Raw genomic sequence first — 14,146 nt, forward strand, 5'->3', positions numbered from 1 at the left:
TCAATTTCAAGGCATCCGGCGGACGCCGGCTACGCATCGTTACATCCCGCCCGCGGTGGGCTTGAGGCGCTGGCGCAGTTCGAGCCGGCGTTTTTCCAGTGCCCGGTAGCGCTCGAGCGCCAGGGGGTCGGTCTCCGCCTGGGCGATGGCCTCGCTCTGGCGCGCCTTGAGCAGGTCGTCGAGCATGAAGTCGAGCACGTTGCGCAGTTCCCGCGCCGCGTCGGCGGCCGATTCGCCTGCCTGGGCGTGCCCCGGATCGCCGTCGGGATGGGTCATCAGGCGTTCCGCCAGGGCCTCGAAGGACTGGCCGCGCAGGCCTTCGCGCAGGGCCGCCCAGGCCTGCACGCCGTGCTCGTGCAACTGGCTGTCGAGCCAGCGGAACAACAGGCCGTGCTCGCCCGGCAGGCCGCACAGCAGGTCGTGGAGTTCGTGCGGCAGGACTTCCCACTCGGCCATGTTCGACAGCAGCCGGCGCGCCGCGACGTCGGGCCGGCTCGGCGGCAGCGTGCGGGCGCGCGACGGCGCCCGCGACGGTGGCGCGCCCCGTCCACCGGCACGGCGCGGCGCGGCGCGGCGTTCGCCCGGGTCGTCCCAACCGGAAGGATCGCGGCCATCGCGGTCGTCGCGGAAGTCCTGGCCTTCGAACGCCTCCGGAGCGTCGTCGCGCCGCGGGGCCGGGCGGGCCGCCGCCGAGGAGCGGCGCGACGCGGCGACGGCGCCCCACAGTTCGGTGAGTTCGGTCGTGCCGAGCTGCACTTTCTCGGCGATCTCGCCGAGCAGCTGGCGCTTGAGCGCGCCGTCGGGCAGGGCGCTCCACAGGGGGCGGGCGTTGCTCGTCATGCGGGCGCGTCCTTCGGCGCTGCCCAGGTCGCAGCCCTCGCGCGCCGCCTCCAGCATGAAGCGGCTCAGGGGCGTGGCCTCGGCGACGAAGCCGGCGAAGGCCTCGGCGCCGAACGCGCGGATGTAGCTGTCGGGATCGTGCTCGGCGGGCAGGAACAGGAACTTGATGCTGCGCACGTCGCTGGCGTAGGGCAGGGCGCCGTCGAGCGCCTTGCGCGCGGCGCGCCGGCCGGCGGCGTCGCCGTCGAAGCTGAAGACCACCGAATCGGTGAACCGGAAGAGCTTCTGCACGTGCTCGGGCGTGCAGGCCGTCCCCAGCGTGGCGACCGTGTTCGGAAAACCCAGCTGCGCCAGCGCGACGACGTCCATGTAGCCTTCGGTGACCAGCGCGTAGCCGAGTTGGCGGAAAGCGGTTCGCGCCTCGTACAGGCCGTAGAGCTCGCGGCCCTTGCTGAAGACCGGCGTCTCGGGCGAGTTGAGGTACTTGGGCTTCTCGTCGCCCAGGACGCGCCCGCCGAAGCCGATGGTCTCGCCCTTGACGTTGCGGATCGGGAACATCACGCGGTCGCGGAAGCGGTCGTAGCGCTTGCCGTCCTCCTCCTCGCCGACGATCACCAGGCCGCTCTCGGCCAGCAACGGATCGTCGTAGCTCGGGAAGACGCTCGCCAGGCTGCGCCATCCCGCGGGCGCGTAGCCGATGCCGAACTGCTTGGCGACCTCGCCGGAGACGCCGCGACCCTTGAGGTAGTCGATGGCGCCGGGGGACTGGCGCAGGTGCTTGCGGTAGGCATCGCCCGCCTTCTCCAGCACGTCGGTGAGCGTGGCCTGCTTCTCGCGCTGGCCGGCCGCGCGGGCCCGCTCCTCGGGCGAGGCGTCGTCCTCGGGCACCTGCAGGCCGTATTCGCCCGCCAGGTCGCGCACCGCCTCGACGAAACCCATGCCGGCGTGCTCCATCAGGAAGCCGATGGCGTTGCCGTGCGCGCTGCAGCCGAAGCAGTGATAGAACTGCTTGCTCGGGCTGACCGAGAACGAGGGCGACTTCTCGCCATGGAACGGGCACAGGCCCATGAAGTTGGCGCCGGCCTTGCGCAGCTGCACATAGCGCCCGACGATCTCCACGACGTCGGCGCGGGCGATCAGTTCCTGGATGAATGCTTGAGGGATGGACATGTAGGCGCGCAGCGGCAAATCATACGCAAGCGGCCTTGCCGGGTTGCCCGGACGGCATACTCGCGCGGCCCGTCACCGCCCTTCCAACCGCCCGCCGGCGCCACGCATGATCCGCAGATTCCTCCGCCTCGACGACCCGTTGCTGCGTCATCCCTTGCGATTCCTGTGGGAGGCGCTCAAGGGATTCCGTGCCAACCAGGGCCTGCTGTTGGCCGGCGCGGTCGCCTACTACGCGCTGCTGTCGATGGTGCCGCTGCTCATCGTCAGCGTGATCGCGCTGTCGCATTTCATCGACCAGCGCGAGCTGCTGGTCACCATCGGGCGCTACCTCGAATGGCTGCTGCCGGGCCAGTCGCGCGCCATCGTCGGCGAGCTTTCCAACTTCCTCGCCCACCGCGACGTGCTCGGCCCGGTGCTGCTGGTGACGATGATCTTCTTCAGCTCGCTCGCCTTCACGGTGCTGGAGAACGCGATGTCGGTGATCTTCAACCACCGCAAGGCCGACCGCTCCAGGCACTTCCTGGTCTCGGCGGTGATGCCCTACCTCTACATCCTCAGCCTGTGCTTCGGGCTGCTGCTGGTGACGCTGGTGTCGGGCGCGCTGCAGATCATCGGCCAGGAGCGGGTGGAACTGCTGGGCTACAGCTGGTCGATGTCCGGCGTGTCGGGCCTGCTGCTCTACCTGCTGGGCCTGGGCGGCGAGATCTTCCTGTTGACCTCGCTCTACATGGTGATGCCGGTGGGCCGCCTGTCGCTGCGCCACGCGCTGGTCGGCGGCGTGACGGCGACCCTGCTGTGGGAGGTCACGCGGCGGGTGCTGGTGTGGTATTTCTCGACGCTTTCGCAGGTCAACGTGGTCTACGGCTCGCTCACCACCGCGATCGTCGTGCTGCTGAGCCTGGAGATCGCCGCCACGCTGGTGCTCTTCGGCGCCCAGGTCATCGCGCAATACGAGCGGCTGGACCGCCAGCAGACCGCGGCGGCGGTGGCGGCCTAGCGCCTCAGCGCGGCGCCATGCGGATCGCGCCGTCGAGGCGGATCACCTCGCCGTTGAGCATGTCGTTCTCGATGATGTGGCGTGCGAGCTTGGCGTAGTCCTTGGGCGTGCCCAGGCGCGACGGAAAGGGCACGCTCGCGGCCAGCGCGTCCTGCACCTCCTGCGGCATGCCGAAGAGCATCGGCGTGCCGAAGATGCCCGGCGCGATGGTCATGTTGCGGATGCCGCTGCGCGCCAGGTCGCGCGCGATGGGCAGCGTCATGCCCACGATGCCGCCCTTGGAGGCGCTGTAGGCGGCCTGGCCCATCTGGCCGTCGTAGGCCGCCACCGAGGCGGTGGAGATCAGCACGCCGCGCTCGCCGGTCGATTCGGGCTCGTTCCGCGTCATCGCCTCGGCGGCCAGACGGATCATGTTGAAGCTGCCGATCAGGTTGATCGTCACCGCCCGGCTGAACGAGGCCAGTCCGTGCGGGCCGTTCTTGCCGACCACCTTCTCGGCCGGCGCGATGCCGGCGCAGTTGACCAGGCCGACGAGCTTGCCGCGCTGCTGCGCCGCGGCCACGGCGGCCTGTCCATCGGCCTCCTGCGTCACGTCGCAGGTCACGAAGACACCGCCGATCTCGCGCGCCACGGCCTCGCCCTTGTCGGCCTGCATGTCGGCGATCACCACCGTGGCGCCATTGGCCGCGAGCATGCGCGCCGTGCCTTCGCCGAGTCCGGAGGCGCCGCCCGTGACGAGAAATACCCTGCCGTCGATCTGCATCTGTCTGTCTCCTGGTGTGTGGTTCGAACGGCGATTATCGAATCGTGTGCGTCAATCGGCCGTGGGAAACGCCCGACCCAGAACGACGAAGGCCCCGACCGAGGTCGGGGCCCATGGCGCGTCCCGAAGGACGTGCGGCCGGCGAGTCAGCGGCGGGACCGGCCCGCCACCGCCGCTCAGCGCTTGCGCGAAGCGGTCTGCGTGGTCGTCTTGGCGGCGTTCACAGCCGTGTTCTGGACGGCCTGGAAGTTGGCTTCGGCGACGTCGGAAGCCTGCTTGACGGCCTTCTGCACCGATTCGAAGGCGTTGTTGGCGGCGGCCACGGCGCTCTTCATCACGGCGACGGCGGTTTCCGAACCAGCGGGCGCGTTCTTGGCGGCGCTGTCGACCAGGCCGGCAAAGTTCTGCTGGGCTTCGACGGCCTTCGACTCGAACGCTTTGCCGAATTCGGCGCCGGTGCCCTGGGCGATGTCGTACAGGTGACGGCTGTAGGCGGCGGTCTTCTCGGCCAGCGGCTGGAACAGGCTGGCTTGCAGCGTCAGCAGTTCCTGGGCGTCCTTGACGCTGAGCATGGCTTGCGTGGTGCTCGCGGCTTCGCTCAGGGCGGCCTTGGAAGCGGTGACGTTCAGCTCGACGAGCTTCTCGACGCCTTCGAAGGCCTTGGTGGTCAGGCCGAACAGCGTTTCGAGGTTGGCTTTTTGTGCGGCGAGGATTTGGTCAGCGGTCAGTGCCATGGTGGAACTCCAGAAGTTGATGGATTGGATCGGCTTGCGCTGCTTCTACATCGTTATGTTGCGCTGCAGCATGGATCGAAGTATAGGCCGCTGCGACGCCAGAGCAAGCGTTTTGGCCTACGTCAGGGGTTTTTAGAAAGAGCTTACTAAAAAGCGGCTCTTGGATGGTTTCTCCGCCGACTGGGAGAATCCCGACCCATGAGCACCTCCCGCATTCCCGCCAGCCAGCGCCATGAATTCCGTGCCTTCCGGCGCATCCCGACGCGCTGGGCCGACAACGATCTCTACGGTCATGTCAACAACGTCGTCTACTACACGTGGTTCGACACGGCGATCAATTCGATGCTGATCGAGGAGGGCGTGCTGGACCTCCATGGGGGTTCGATCGCCGGATTCGTCGTGGAGACGCACTGCAATTACCTGTCGCCCATCTCCTATCCGCAGGAGGTCGACATCGGCATCCGTGTCGGGCGCATCGGCACGTCGAGCGTCCGCTACGAACTGGCGGTCTTTCCCAAGGACGAGGAGCACGCGTGCGCGCAGGGTCACTTCGTGCATGTCTACGTGGATCGCGCCACGCAGCGGCCGGTACCGATCTCGGGCGGACTGGCGCAGCTGCTGCAGCGACTCGTCTGGCCATGAAAAACGGCGCCCGAGGCGCCGTTTCGATGATCGGTCGATCGCATCGAGCGATCGAGCCATCCCGCAGAATTACATCTTCATCTTCTTGATGTCGGCCTTGCCCTTGGCTTCATCGGCCTTGGCTTGCTTCACGCACGCGTCCTTGGCGGCGCCCGACTGGTCGTCGCACTTTTCCTTGGCCACGTCGTAGGCCATGCTGACCTTCTCTTCGGCGACCTTGCGGGCGTGCGAAGCGGTCGGCTTGTACTGGTTCTCCAGGTCCGCCTTGGCGACCTTCTGGGTGCCCGACGCTTCCTTCGAACACACGTCCTTGGCGTTGTCCTTCATCGTGTCGCACTGGGCCTTGGCGACCTTGTAGTCGGCCTCGATTTTTTCCTTGGCGACGTTGTACTCGTCCTTGGTCAGCGCGCTTGCACCGCTGGCGACGAAAAAGGAGGAGACGATGGCGAGGGCGAGGAGTTGCTTCTTCATGATTTTTTTCCTTGGTGCTTCTGTTATTTATTGGTTGTCGAATCGTCGATGTCTGCGGTCCGCCGCTATGTTGGCGGAGCCGGGTGCGTCAGATCTTTTCCATCCACAGCGCGGCCGGCGTGCGGCCGTCGCGGTTTTCCCAGGCGGCCACCTGCGTCTCCGCTTCGTCGCGGCTGACGCCATGACGCTCCTGGATGCGACCCAGGAGCTGGTCGCGCTTGCCCGCGATGACGTCGAAGTCGTCGTCGGTCAGCTTTCCCCATTGCTCCTTGACCTTTCCCTTGAACTGCTTCCAGTTGCCTTCGAGCGTGTCTTTGTTCATTGCCTTGCTCCTTTGCGGTTCATGCGTGAAATGACGTCCCGGGTCGCATGGCGAAAAAGCGGTGCGGATCGCTTCCGGCCCATCCCGATGACGTGAAAAGGAATGTAGGAGCACCGGTATTTGGAACGTGGTAGGACTCCCGCAGAGTCGCCCGTAGGCACATGCCGACGAGGGTCGTGATAATCGGAGCCACGCCCGGCGGGGCCGACCGGTATCGTCTTGCGCCGGCCTCCTTGCATCGCTCATCGAGCCGGACCCCCGCGAATCACCCACGCCTGCGCACCATGATCATCCAGAGCCTGCTCGACACCGACCTCTACAAGTTCACGATGATGCAGGTCGTGCTGCATCACTTTCCCGGCGCCCGCGTCGAATACCGCTTCAAGTGCCGCAATCCCGGCATCGACCTCGCGCGATTCGCCGACGAGGTCCGCGAGGAGGTGCGTCACCTGTGCTCGCTGCAGTTCACGGAGACCGAACTCGCCTACCTGAGCTCGATGCGCTTCATCAAGAGCGACTTCGTCGATTTCCTGGGGCTGTTCCGGCTCAACGAGAAATACATCCGCATCGTCCCGCATCCGTCGGGCGAACTGGAGATCGGCATCGAGGGGCCGTGGCTCCACACGATCCTGTTCGAGATCCCGGTGCTCGCCATCGTCAACGAGGTGTACTTCCGCAACACGCAGAAGCACCCCGACTTCGACGAGGGCCGGCGGCGGCTGGAGACCAAGATCACGCAACTCCAGAGCGCCGGCCTGGGGGACCTGAAGATCGCCGACTACGGCACGCGCCGCCGCTTCGCGAAGGGCTGGCACGAGGAGGTGCTGCAGACCCTCACCAGCCGGCTGGGCGCGGTCGTGGCGCCGCCGCCGCCGTCCACCACGGTGCCGGTGCAGGTGCCCGTGGCCGCGCCGACGCCCGTGCCCGGTCGTCCCGCGCAGCTCGCGGGCACGAGCAACGTGCTGTTCGCCATGAAGCTCGGCCTGATCCCGCTGGGCACCATGGCGCACGAGTACCTGCAGGCCTGCCAGGCGCTGGGCCCGCGCCTGCGCGACAGCCAGATCTTCGGCTTCGAGTCCTGGGCGCGCGAGTACCGGGGCGACCTGGGCATCGCGCTGTCGGACGTCTACGGCATGAGCGCGTTCCTGCGCGACTTCGATCTGTATTTCTGCAAGCTCTTCGACGGCGCGCGCCACGACAGCGGCGACCCGTTCCAGTGGGGCGAGCGGATGCTGGCGCACTACGTCGCCAACCGGGTCGATCCGCGCACCAAGACGCTGATCTTCAGCGACGGCCTGACGGTGCCGCGCACGATCGAGCTCTACCACCAGTTCCGGGGGCGCTGCCAGCTCGCGTTCGGCATCGGCACCAACCTCACCAACGACATCGGCTGCGAACCGCTGCAGATCGTCATCAAGATGCTGCGCTGCAACGGCCAGCCGGTGGCCAAGCTCTCCGACACGCCGTCGAAGAACATGTGCGACGACGAGCGCTACCTCGGCTACCTGCGCCAGGTCTTCCAGATCGAGCAGCCGGCCTGATGGCGGGCGGACACGCGGGAGTGCTCGACGGCGCCGCGCTGTCGCCGCTGTGGGGCGTGCCCTTCGCCGGGCTGCTGCTGTCGATCGCGTTGCTGCCGCTGTTCGCGCCCGCCTTCTGGCATCGCCACGATGGCAAGGTCGTGCTGGGATGGGTGCTGGCCTTCATGCTGCCTTTCACGATCGCCTTCGGCTTGCCGATGGCCCTCGGGCAGTTCGTCCATGCGGCCCTGGCCGAGTACGTGCCTTTCATCGTCCTGCTCACGGCGCTGTTCACGGTGGCCGGCGGCATCCACGTGAGCGGCAACCTGCGTGGCGCTCCGGGACTCAACGTGGCGATCCTCGCCCTGGGGGCGGTGCTGGCGAGCGTGATGGGCACCACCGGCGCTTCGATGCTGCTGATCCGCCCGCTGATCCGCGCCAACGACGACCGCGTCCGCTGCGCGCACGTGGTGGTGTTCTTCATCTTCATCGTCTCCAACGTCGGCGGCGCCCTCACGCCGCTGGGCGATCCACCGCTGTTCCTGGGTTTCCTGAAGGGCGTCGACTTCTTCTGGACCGTGCGGCACCTGCTGCCGCAGACCCTGTGCCTGCTGGGCGTGCTGCTGGCGCTGTTCTGGGTCGTCGACCGGCACCTGTTCAGGGTCGATGGCGTGCGACCGGTCGACCCGACGCCCGACACGCCGGTCCCGATCACGACCACCGGGACCGCGACCGTCGGCCGCTGGCCGATCGGCATCGAGGGCGCGCGCAACTTCTGGCTGCTCGCCGGCGTGATCGGCCTGGTGCTGATGAGCGGGACCTGGAGGTCGCCGATCGCGTTCGACGTCATGGGCACGCCCGTCGGCTTGCCCGGCCTGCTGCGCGACGTGGGCCTGCTCGCGCTGACGGGGCTGTCGCTCGCGTGGACCCCGCGCCGGGTGCATGCGGCCAACCGCTTCGGTTGGGCGCCGATGGCCGAGGTGGGGACGCTCTTCGCCGGCATCTTCCTGACCATCGTGCCGGTCATCGCGATGCTCAAGGCGGGCGCGGCCGGGCCGTTCGGCGCCGTGGTGTCGGCCGTCACGCGCGCCGACGGCCAGCCCGATCCGGCGATGTACTTCTGGGCCACCGGACTGCTGAGCTCGTTCCTCGACAACGCGCCGACCTATCTGGTCTTCTTCAACACCGCCGGCGGCGACGCGGCGACGCTCATGACCACGCATGCCGCCACGCTGGCGGCGATCTCCGCCGGCGCCGTGTTCATGGGCGCCAACACCTACATCGGCAACGCGCCCAACCTCATGGTCAAGGCCATCGCCGAGGACCGGGGCGTGCGCATGCCGGGCTTCTTCGGCTTCATGGCCTGGTCGCTCGTCTGCCTGGTGCCGCTGTTCGTCCTCGTCACCGTCGTGTTCGTCCGCTGAGCCGGTCGGCCGACGCCTTCCTCAACCCCATCCTTCAACCTCCGCCATGTCCGACGCCGCCACCTCCCAACGTCCCCGCATCCTCGTCACGCGCGCCGTGTTCCCCGAGGTCGTCGCCAAGCTCGAACGGCACTTCGAGGTCGAGTCCAACCCCGACGACGCCGACTGGTCGCGTGACGAACTGATCGCCCGGCTTCAGGGCCGCCAGGGCGCCTTCACCACCGGCAGCGTGAAGGTCGACGAGGCGCTGCTCACGGCCTGCCCGGACCTGAGGATCTGCGCCAACATGGCCGTGGGCTACAACAACTTCGACATCGACGCCATGACGCGCCACGGCGTCGTGGCCACCAACACGCCCGACGTGCTGACCGAGACCACCGCCGACTTCGGCTTCGCGCTGCTCATGGCGACCGCGCGCCGCCTCACCGAGAGCGAGCACTACCTGCGTCGCGGCGAGTGGAAGAAGTGGAGCTACGACATGTTCGCCGGCGCCGACATCCACGGCGCGACGCTCGGCATCCTGGGCATGGGCCGCATCGGGCAGGGCATCGCGCGGCGCGGCGCGCTCGGCTTCGGCATGAAGGTGATCTATCACAACCGCTCGCGCCTGCCGGCCGACGTCGAGGCCGAACTGGGCGCGCGCTACGTCGGCAAGGACGAGCTGCTCGCCCAGGCCAACCACCTGGTGCTGGTGCTGCCGTACTCGGCCTCGTCGCACCATGCCATCGGCGCGGCCGAGCTCGCGCGCATGAAGCCCACCGCCACGCTGGTCAATCTCGCGCGCGGCGGCATCGTCGACGACGCGGCGCTGGCCGAGGCGCTGCGCGCGCGCACCATCGCGGCCGCCGGGCTGGACGTGTTCGAAGGCGAGCCGTCGGTCCATCCGGCGCTGCTCACGGTGCCCAACGTCGTGCTCACGCCGCACATCGCCAGTGCCTCGATCCCCACGCGCCGCGCGATGGCCGACCTGGCGGCCGACAACCTCATCTCCTTCCTCGAAGGCCGGGGTGCGCTCACGCCCGTGCAGCCCAACCCGTCGCCCGCGGACACGGGCGCGGCGCGCTGACGTGGAGGCGTCCACCGCCGCCGGCAGTGGCCTCGGTCTCTGGCTGCTCGCCGGCCTCGCGCTCCTGAACCTGGGCGTGCTGGTCGCGCTGTTCCTGCGCCGGCCGCCGGCGGCCGCGCCGCCGGACGACGCGCTGTCCGATCAGGTGGTCGACGCGCTGGCCGCTTCGAGCGAGCGCACCGAACGGGCGCTGCGCCACGAGATCGCCGAGTCGGCGCGCGGCACGCGCCAGGAGCTCGGGCACAACCTGGCGAGCTTCCAGGCCGCGCTGGTGCAGCAGGGCGCCGAGGCCACGCGCACGCAGAACGCGCAGATCGACGCGTTCGCGCAGCAGCTCGCGCTGATGCAGAAGTCGCTGGCCGACACGCTGCACACGCAACTCCAGGGTCTGTCGGAGTCGAACGCGCGGCGCCTGGCGGAGGTGCGCGCCACCATGGAGACCCAGCTCGCGCAGCTGCAGCAGACCAACTCCGCCAAGCTCGACGAGATGCGTCGCACCGTCGACGAGAAGCTCCAGAGCACCCTGGAGGCGCGCATCGGCGAGAGCTTCCGGCAGGTGGCCGACCGCCTCGACCAGGTCCACAAGGGCCTGGGCGAGATGCAGAACCTGGCCGTCGGCGTGGGCAGCCTGCAGCGCGTGCTGACCAACGTGAAGACGCGCGGCATCTTCGGCGAGGTGCAGCTGGAGGCCCTGCTCGAGCAGGTGCTCACGACCGAGCAGTACGCCCGTCAGGTCGAGACGCGCCCGCGCAGCGGCCAGCGCGTGGACTTCGCGGTGCGCTTTCCCGGCCGCAGCGCCGACGGCGCGCCGGTGTGGCTGCCCATCGACGCCAAGTTCCCGCGCGACGACTACGAGCGCCTGATCGAGGCCCACGAGCGCGCCGACGCGCCGGCGGTCGAGCTGGCCGGCAAGGCGCTGGAGGCCCGCATCCGCACGGAGGCCAAGTCGATCGCCGACAACTACCTCTGCGCCCCGCACACCACCGACTTCGCGATCCTGTTCCTGCCGGTGGAGAGCCTCTATGCCGAGGTGCTGCGCCGTCCCGGCCTGATGGACGCCGTGCAGCGCCAGCACCGGGTGACGCTGGCGGGCCCGACCACGCTGCTGGCCATGCTCAACAGCCTGCACATGGGCTTCCGCACGCTGGCGCTGGAGCAGCAGGCCTCGGAGGTCTGGAAGACGCTGGGCGCGGTCAAGACCGAGTTCGAGCGCTTCGGCGACTGGGTCGCGCGCATCAAGGAGCAGGTCGCCAAGGCCTCCGACACGCTGGACAAGGCCGACATGCGCGCGCGCCAGATGCGCCGCGTGCTCAAGGGCGTCGAGGCGCTGCCCGAACTCCAGACGCAGGCCCTGCTGCCGGTGGGCGATGCCGACATCGAGGCCGACGAACGCGAGGGCGAACGCACGCCGTGACGCCCGAGCTGCTCCGGCTGATCGCCGCGCAGGTCTGCCTGCACGCCGCCATGACCGGCACACGGCTGGCCGCGCCCTTGCTGGCGTTGCAGCAGGGGTACAGCGCGGCGGCGGTGGGCGTGCTGCTGGCGTTGTTCGCGCTGACGCAGGTGTTCCTCGCATTGCCGGCCGGCCGCTACGCCGACCGCCACGGGCTGCGGCGGCCGCTGGCCATCGCGGTCGCGGCGGCCGTGCTGGGCGCCGCGCTGGCGGCGGCGTTCCCGGTCTTCCCGGTGCTGTGCCTGGCGGCGCTGCTGACCGGCGGGGCGACCGGCATCGCGGTGATCGCGCTGCAGCGCCACGTCGGGCGGGTGGCGCAGAACCCGACGCAGCTGCGCCAGGTCTTCAGCTGGCTGGCGATCTCGCCGGCGGCGGCGAACTTCGTCGGACCGTTCGCCGCCGGCCTGCTGATCGACCACGCGGGCCGCGCGCCGGCCGACCTGCCGGGCTTCCGCATCGCCTTCGGCGTGCTGGCGCTGCTGCCGCTGGCGTGCTGGCTGCTGGCGCGCGGCACGCGCGAGCGTCCGAGTCCGCCGCCGCCGCCGGGCACGCCGAAGCCGCGCGCGCTCGACCTGCTGCGCCAGCCGATGTTCCGGCGCCTGCTGTTCGTCAACTGGCTGCAGTCGGCGGCCTGGGACGTGCACACCTTCGTGCTGCCGATCCTGGGGCACGAGCGCGGCCTGAGCGCCTCGGTCATCGGCGCGCTGCTGGGCGCCTTCGCCATCGCCGCGGCCGGCATCCGGGTGGTGCTGCCGCTGGTGGCCTCGCGATTGAACGAGCGGCAGGTGATCGCGGCGTCCAACGTGGTGACGGCGGGGGTGTTCGCGGTCTACCCGCTGACGGGGTCGGCGCTCGGCATGGGGGCGTGCTCGGTGGTGCTGGGCATCGCGCTGGGCGCCGTCCAGCCGATGGTGATGAGCATGCTGCACCAGATCACGCCGCATGCGCGCCACGGCGAGGCGCTGGGATTGCGCGTGCTCACGCTCAACGCGTCGAGCGTGGCCATGCCGATGCTCTTCGGCGCGGCTGGCGCCTTCATCGGCGTGGCCGGTGTCTTCTGGGTCGTGGGCGGCGTCGTGGCGCTGGGAACGCGCGCGGTCGGCGGGCTGCGGGTGCCGCCGCCCGCCGAGGGGACTCAGAGCTTGTAGAAGCGCTTGATCGCGTCCCACGCGTCGGCCGGCGCGTCGACGTACTCGAACAGTTTCACGTCCTCGGGCGAGATCACGCCTTCCTCGGCCAGGAAGTCGAAGTCGATCAGCCGCTTCCAGTAGTCTGAGCCGAACAGCACGATCGGCACCGGCTTGGCCTTGCGCGTCTGCACCAGCGTGACGACCTCGAACAGTTCGTCGAGCGTGCCGAAGCCGCCCGGGAACGCCACCAGCGCCTTGGCCCGCATCATGAAATGCATCTTGCGGATGGCGAAGTAGTGGAACTTGAAGCTCAGCGCCGGCGTGACGTAGGGGTTGGGTTCCTCCTCCATCGGCAGCGCGATCGCCAGGCCGATGTTCAGGCCGCCACCCTCGTGCGAACCGCGGTTGGCCGCCTGCATGATGCCGGGGCCGCCACCGGTGCAGACGAACAGCTTGTCGGCGGCTTCCTTGCCGGCGCTGTACTGCGCGACCATCTTGCCGAAGGCGCGCGCCTCCTCGTAGTAGTGCGAGTTGTGGGCGAGCTTGCGCCAGCGCGCGGCGGCCACCGCGTTTCCGGCCGCGTCGGCCTGCGCGATCAGCGCGTCCGATTCCTCCCGGCTTCGGAAGCGCGCGCTGCCGAAGACCACCACCGTGTTCTCGATGCCGTGCTCGCGCATCTGCAGGTCGGGCTTCATCAGCTCGAGCTGCATCCGGATGCCGCGCGTCTCGCGGCGCAGCAGGAACTCGGGGTCGGCGAAGGCCAGGCGCGCCGGATCGCTGTCCAGTGGCAGGCCTTCGTTGGAGTGGGCCTGGAGCGTTGCCCAGGCGTCGGCGAGGCGTTTGTCGTGAAGGTCGTGCGTCTTGTCGCTCATGCGGTGCTCCGTGTCGCCGCCGGTCGGGCGGGTGGTGGGCCCTCGGAGAAGGCCATGAAAAAAGGCTCCCGAAGGAGCCTTGCGGATGGTACGCAGAAGTTCACACGCGCTTACGGTATTCGCCCGTGCGGGTGTCGATCTCGATGCGGTCGCCCTGCGCCACGAACAGCGGCACCGGCACCTCGAAGCCGGTGGCGATCTTGGCCGGCTTGAGCACCTTGCCCGACGTGTCGCCCTTGACGGCGGGTTCGGTCCAGGTGATCTCTCGCTCGACGCTGGTGGGCAGTTCGACGGAGATGGCCTTGCCTTCGTAGAACACCACTTCGACGGTCATGCCGTCTTCCAGGTAGTTCAGGGCGTCGCCCATGTTCTCGGCCTCGACCTCGTACTGGTTGTACTCGGTGTCCATGCAGACGTAGAGCGGGTCGGCGAAGTAGGAATAGGTGCACTCCTTCTTCTCCAGCACGATCTGGTCGATCTTGTCGTCGGCCTTGAAGACCACTTCGGTGTTGAAGTTGGCCACCAGGCTCTTCATCTTCATGCGCACGGTGGCGGAGTTGCGGCCGCCGCGGCTGTACTCGGTCTTGAGGACGACCATCGGGTCCTTGCCGTGCATGATGACGTTGCCGGCGCGGATTTCTTGAGCGATTTTCATAGGTTGTCTGGCTGGTTGGCCGCGGGGCGCGGCAGGCCGGGGGCCATCGAGGCACCTGGAAAGGCGTCCAGGTCGAACGGCGGGCGG

The 14,146-nt window shown here is 68.7% G+C and carries 14 protein-coding genes; 7 read left to right on the top strand and 7 right to left on the bottom strand.

The genetic code is table 11. From position 1 onward, the window contains the following. Positions 1-39 precede the first annotated feature (39 nt). Positions 40-2,010: a DNA primase gene (gene dnaG / locus NF681_07300; protein UST54984.1), complete on the bottom strand. Its 1,971-nt coding sequence runs from the start codon at positions 2,008-2,010 to the stop codon at positions 40-42. A gap of 106 nt (positions 2,011-2,116) precedes the next feature. Between dnaG and NF681_07305 the strand changes: the two genes are divergently transcribed. Continuing rightward, the gene (locus NF681_07305) at positions 2,117-3,007 is read left to right on the top strand and encodes a YihY/virulence factor BrkB family protein (GenBank protein ID UST54985.1); all 891 of its coding nucleotides are present in this window, start codon (positions 2,117-2,119) and stop codon (positions 3,005-3,007) included. Between the two features lie 4 nt (positions 3,008-3,011). Here NF681_07305 and NF681_07310 read toward each other — a convergent pair whose 3' ends face one another. Together NF681_07310 and NF681_07315 are read right to left on the bottom strand one after the other, a co-directional pair. Then, positions 3,012-3,770 (bottom strand): 3-hydroxyacyl-CoA dehydrogenase, encoded by a 759-nt coding sequence (locus NF681_07310; GenBank protein UST54986.1) that lies wholly within the window; start codon positions 3,768-3,770, stop codon positions 3,012-3,014. A 176-nt stretch (positions 3,771-3,946) separates the two neighbouring features. After that, positions 3,947-4,504 carry a phasin family protein gene (locus NF681_07315; protein ID UST54987.1) on the bottom strand — a complete coding sequence of 186 codons (558 nt, stop codon included), beginning with the start codon at positions 4,502-4,504 and terminating at the stop codon, positions 3,947-3,949. Between the two features lie 198 nt (positions 4,505-4,702). On the opposite strand from NF681_07315, the gene NF681_07320 reads away from it, so the two are divergent. Continuing rightward, on the top strand, positions 4,703-5,146 hold the full coding sequence (locus NF681_07320) for an acyl-CoA thioesterase (GenBank protein UST54988.1): 444 nt from the start codon (positions 4,703-4,705) through the stop codon (positions 5,144-5,146). Between the two features lie 69 nt (positions 5,147-5,215). Here the strand turns inward: NF681_07320 and NF681_07325 are convergent, their stop codons facing one another. Both NF681_07325 and NF681_07330 read right to left on the bottom strand, forming a co-directional pair. Further along, positions 5,216-5,617: a hypothetical protein gene (locus tag NF681_07325; GenBank protein UST54989.1), complete on the bottom strand. Its 402-nt coding sequence runs from the start codon at positions 5,615-5,617 to the stop codon at positions 5,216-5,218. Positions 5,618-5,705: 88 nt separating this feature from the next. Beyond that, positions 5,706-5,939: a CsbD family protein gene (locus NF681_07330; GenBank protein ID UST54990.1), complete on the bottom strand. Its 234-nt coding sequence runs from the start codon at positions 5,937-5,939 to the stop codon at positions 5,706-5,708. A 284-nt stretch (positions 5,940-6,223) separates the two neighbouring features. On the opposite strand from NF681_07330, the gene pncB reads away from it, so the two are divergent. The 5 genes from pncB to NF681_07355 are packed head-to-tail and all read left to right on the top strand — an operon-like array spanning position 6,224 to position 12,550. After that, on the top strand, positions 6,224-7,480 hold the full coding sequence (gene pncB / locus NF681_07335) for a nicotinate phosphoribosyltransferase (GenBank protein UST54991.1): 1,257 nt from the start codon (positions 6,224-6,226) through the stop codon (positions 7,478-7,480). Then, positions 7,480-8,883: a sodium:proton antiporter gene (locus tag NF681_07340; GenBank protein UST54992.1), complete on the top strand. Its 1,404-nt coding sequence runs from the start codon at positions 7,480-7,482 to the stop codon at positions 8,881-8,883. The genes pncB and NF681_07340 overlap by 1 nt, the downstream gene beginning before the upstream one ends. 46 nt (positions 8,884-8,929) lie before the next feature. Beyond that, positions 8,930-9,949 (top strand): D-glycerate dehydrogenase, encoded by a 1,020-nt coding sequence (locus NF681_07345; GenBank protein UST54993.1) that lies wholly within the window; start codon positions 8,930-8,932, stop codon positions 9,947-9,949. A gap of 1 nt (position 9,950) precedes the next feature. Next, positions 9,951-11,363: a DNA recombination protein RmuC gene (gene rmuC, locus NF681_07350; GenBank protein UST54994.1), complete on the top strand. Its 1,413-nt coding sequence runs from the start codon at positions 9,951-9,953 to the stop codon at positions 11,361-11,363. Between the two features lie 50 nt (positions 11,364-11,413). Beyond that, complete coding sequence (locus NF681_07355) at positions 11,414-12,550, top strand: MFS transporter (protein ID UST55698.1); 1,137 nt, start codon at positions 11,414-11,416, stop codon at positions 12,548-12,550. Here NF681_07355 and NF681_07360 read toward each other — a convergent pair. Further along, the gene (locus NF681_07360; GenBank protein ID UST54995.1) at positions 12,538-13,404 is read right to left on the bottom strand and encodes a TIGR00730 family Rossman fold protein; all 867 of its coding nucleotides are present in this window, start codon (positions 13,402-13,404) and stop codon (positions 12,538-12,540) included. The genes NF681_07355 and NF681_07360 overlap by 13 nt on opposite strands. 100 nt (positions 13,405-13,504) lie before the next feature. Then, positions 13,505-14,059 (bottom strand): elongation factor P, encoded by a 555-nt coding sequence (efp, locus tag NF681_07365; GenBank protein ID UST54996.1) that lies wholly within the window; start codon positions 14,057-14,059, stop codon positions 13,505-13,507. Positions 14,060-14,146 lie beyond the last annotated feature (87 nt).

The sequence above is a fragment of the Comamonadaceae bacterium OTU4NAUVB1 genome (assembly GCA_024372625.1).
GTDB lineage: Bacteria > Pseudomonadota > Gammaproteobacteria > Burkholderiales > Burkholderiaceae_C > Variovorax.

Bases quoted from the DNA above. Each gene is read 5' to 3' on its own strand.
- dnaG (UST54984.1), bottom strand. From the start codon at position 2,010: ATGTCCATCCCTCAAGCATTCATCCAGGAACTGATCGCCCGCGCCGAC.
- NF681_07305 (UST54985.1), top strand. From the start codon at position 2,117: ATGATCCGCAGATTCCTCCGCCTCGACGACCCGTTGCTGCGTCATCCC.
- NF681_07310 (UST54986.1), bottom strand. From the start codon at position 3,770: ATGCAGATCGACGGCAGGGTATTTCTCGTCACGGGCGGCGCCTCCGGA.
- NF681_07315 (UST54987.1), bottom strand. From the start codon at position 4,504: ATGGCACTGACCGCTGACCAAATCCTCGCCGCACAAAAAGCCAACCTC.
- NF681_07320 (UST54988.1), top strand. From the start codon at position 4,703: ATGAGCACCTCCCGCATTCCCGCCAGCCAGCGCCATGAATTCCGTGCC.
- NF681_07325 (UST54989.1), bottom strand. From the start codon at position 5,617: ATGAAGAAGCAACTCCTCGCCCTCGCCATCGTCTCCTCCTTTTTCGTC.
- NF681_07330 (UST54990.1), bottom strand. From the start codon at position 5,939: ATGAACAAAGACACGCTCGAAGGCAACTGGAAGCAGTTCAAGGGAAAG.
- pncB (UST54991.1), top strand. From the start codon at position 6,224: ATGATCATCCAGAGCCTGCTCGACACCGACCTCTACAAGTTCACGATG.
- NF681_07340 (UST54992.1), top strand. From the start codon at position 7,480: ATGGCGGGCGGACACGCGGGAGTGCTCGACGGCGCCGCGCTGTCGCCG.
- NF681_07345 (UST54993.1), top strand. From the start codon at position 8,930: ATGTCCGACGCCGCCACCTCCCAACGTCCCCGCATCCTCGTCACGCGC.
- NF681_07355 (UST55698.1), top strand. From the start codon at position 11,414: ATGACCGGCACACGGCTGGCCGCGCCCTTGCTGGCGTTGCAGCAGGGG.
- NF681_07360 (UST54995.1), bottom strand. From the start codon at position 13,404: ATGAGCGACAAGACGCACGACCTTCACGACAAACGCCTCGCCGACGCC.
- efp (UST54996.1), bottom strand. From the start codon at position 14,059: ATGAAAATCGCTCAAGAAATCCGCGCCGGCAACGTCATCATGCACGGC.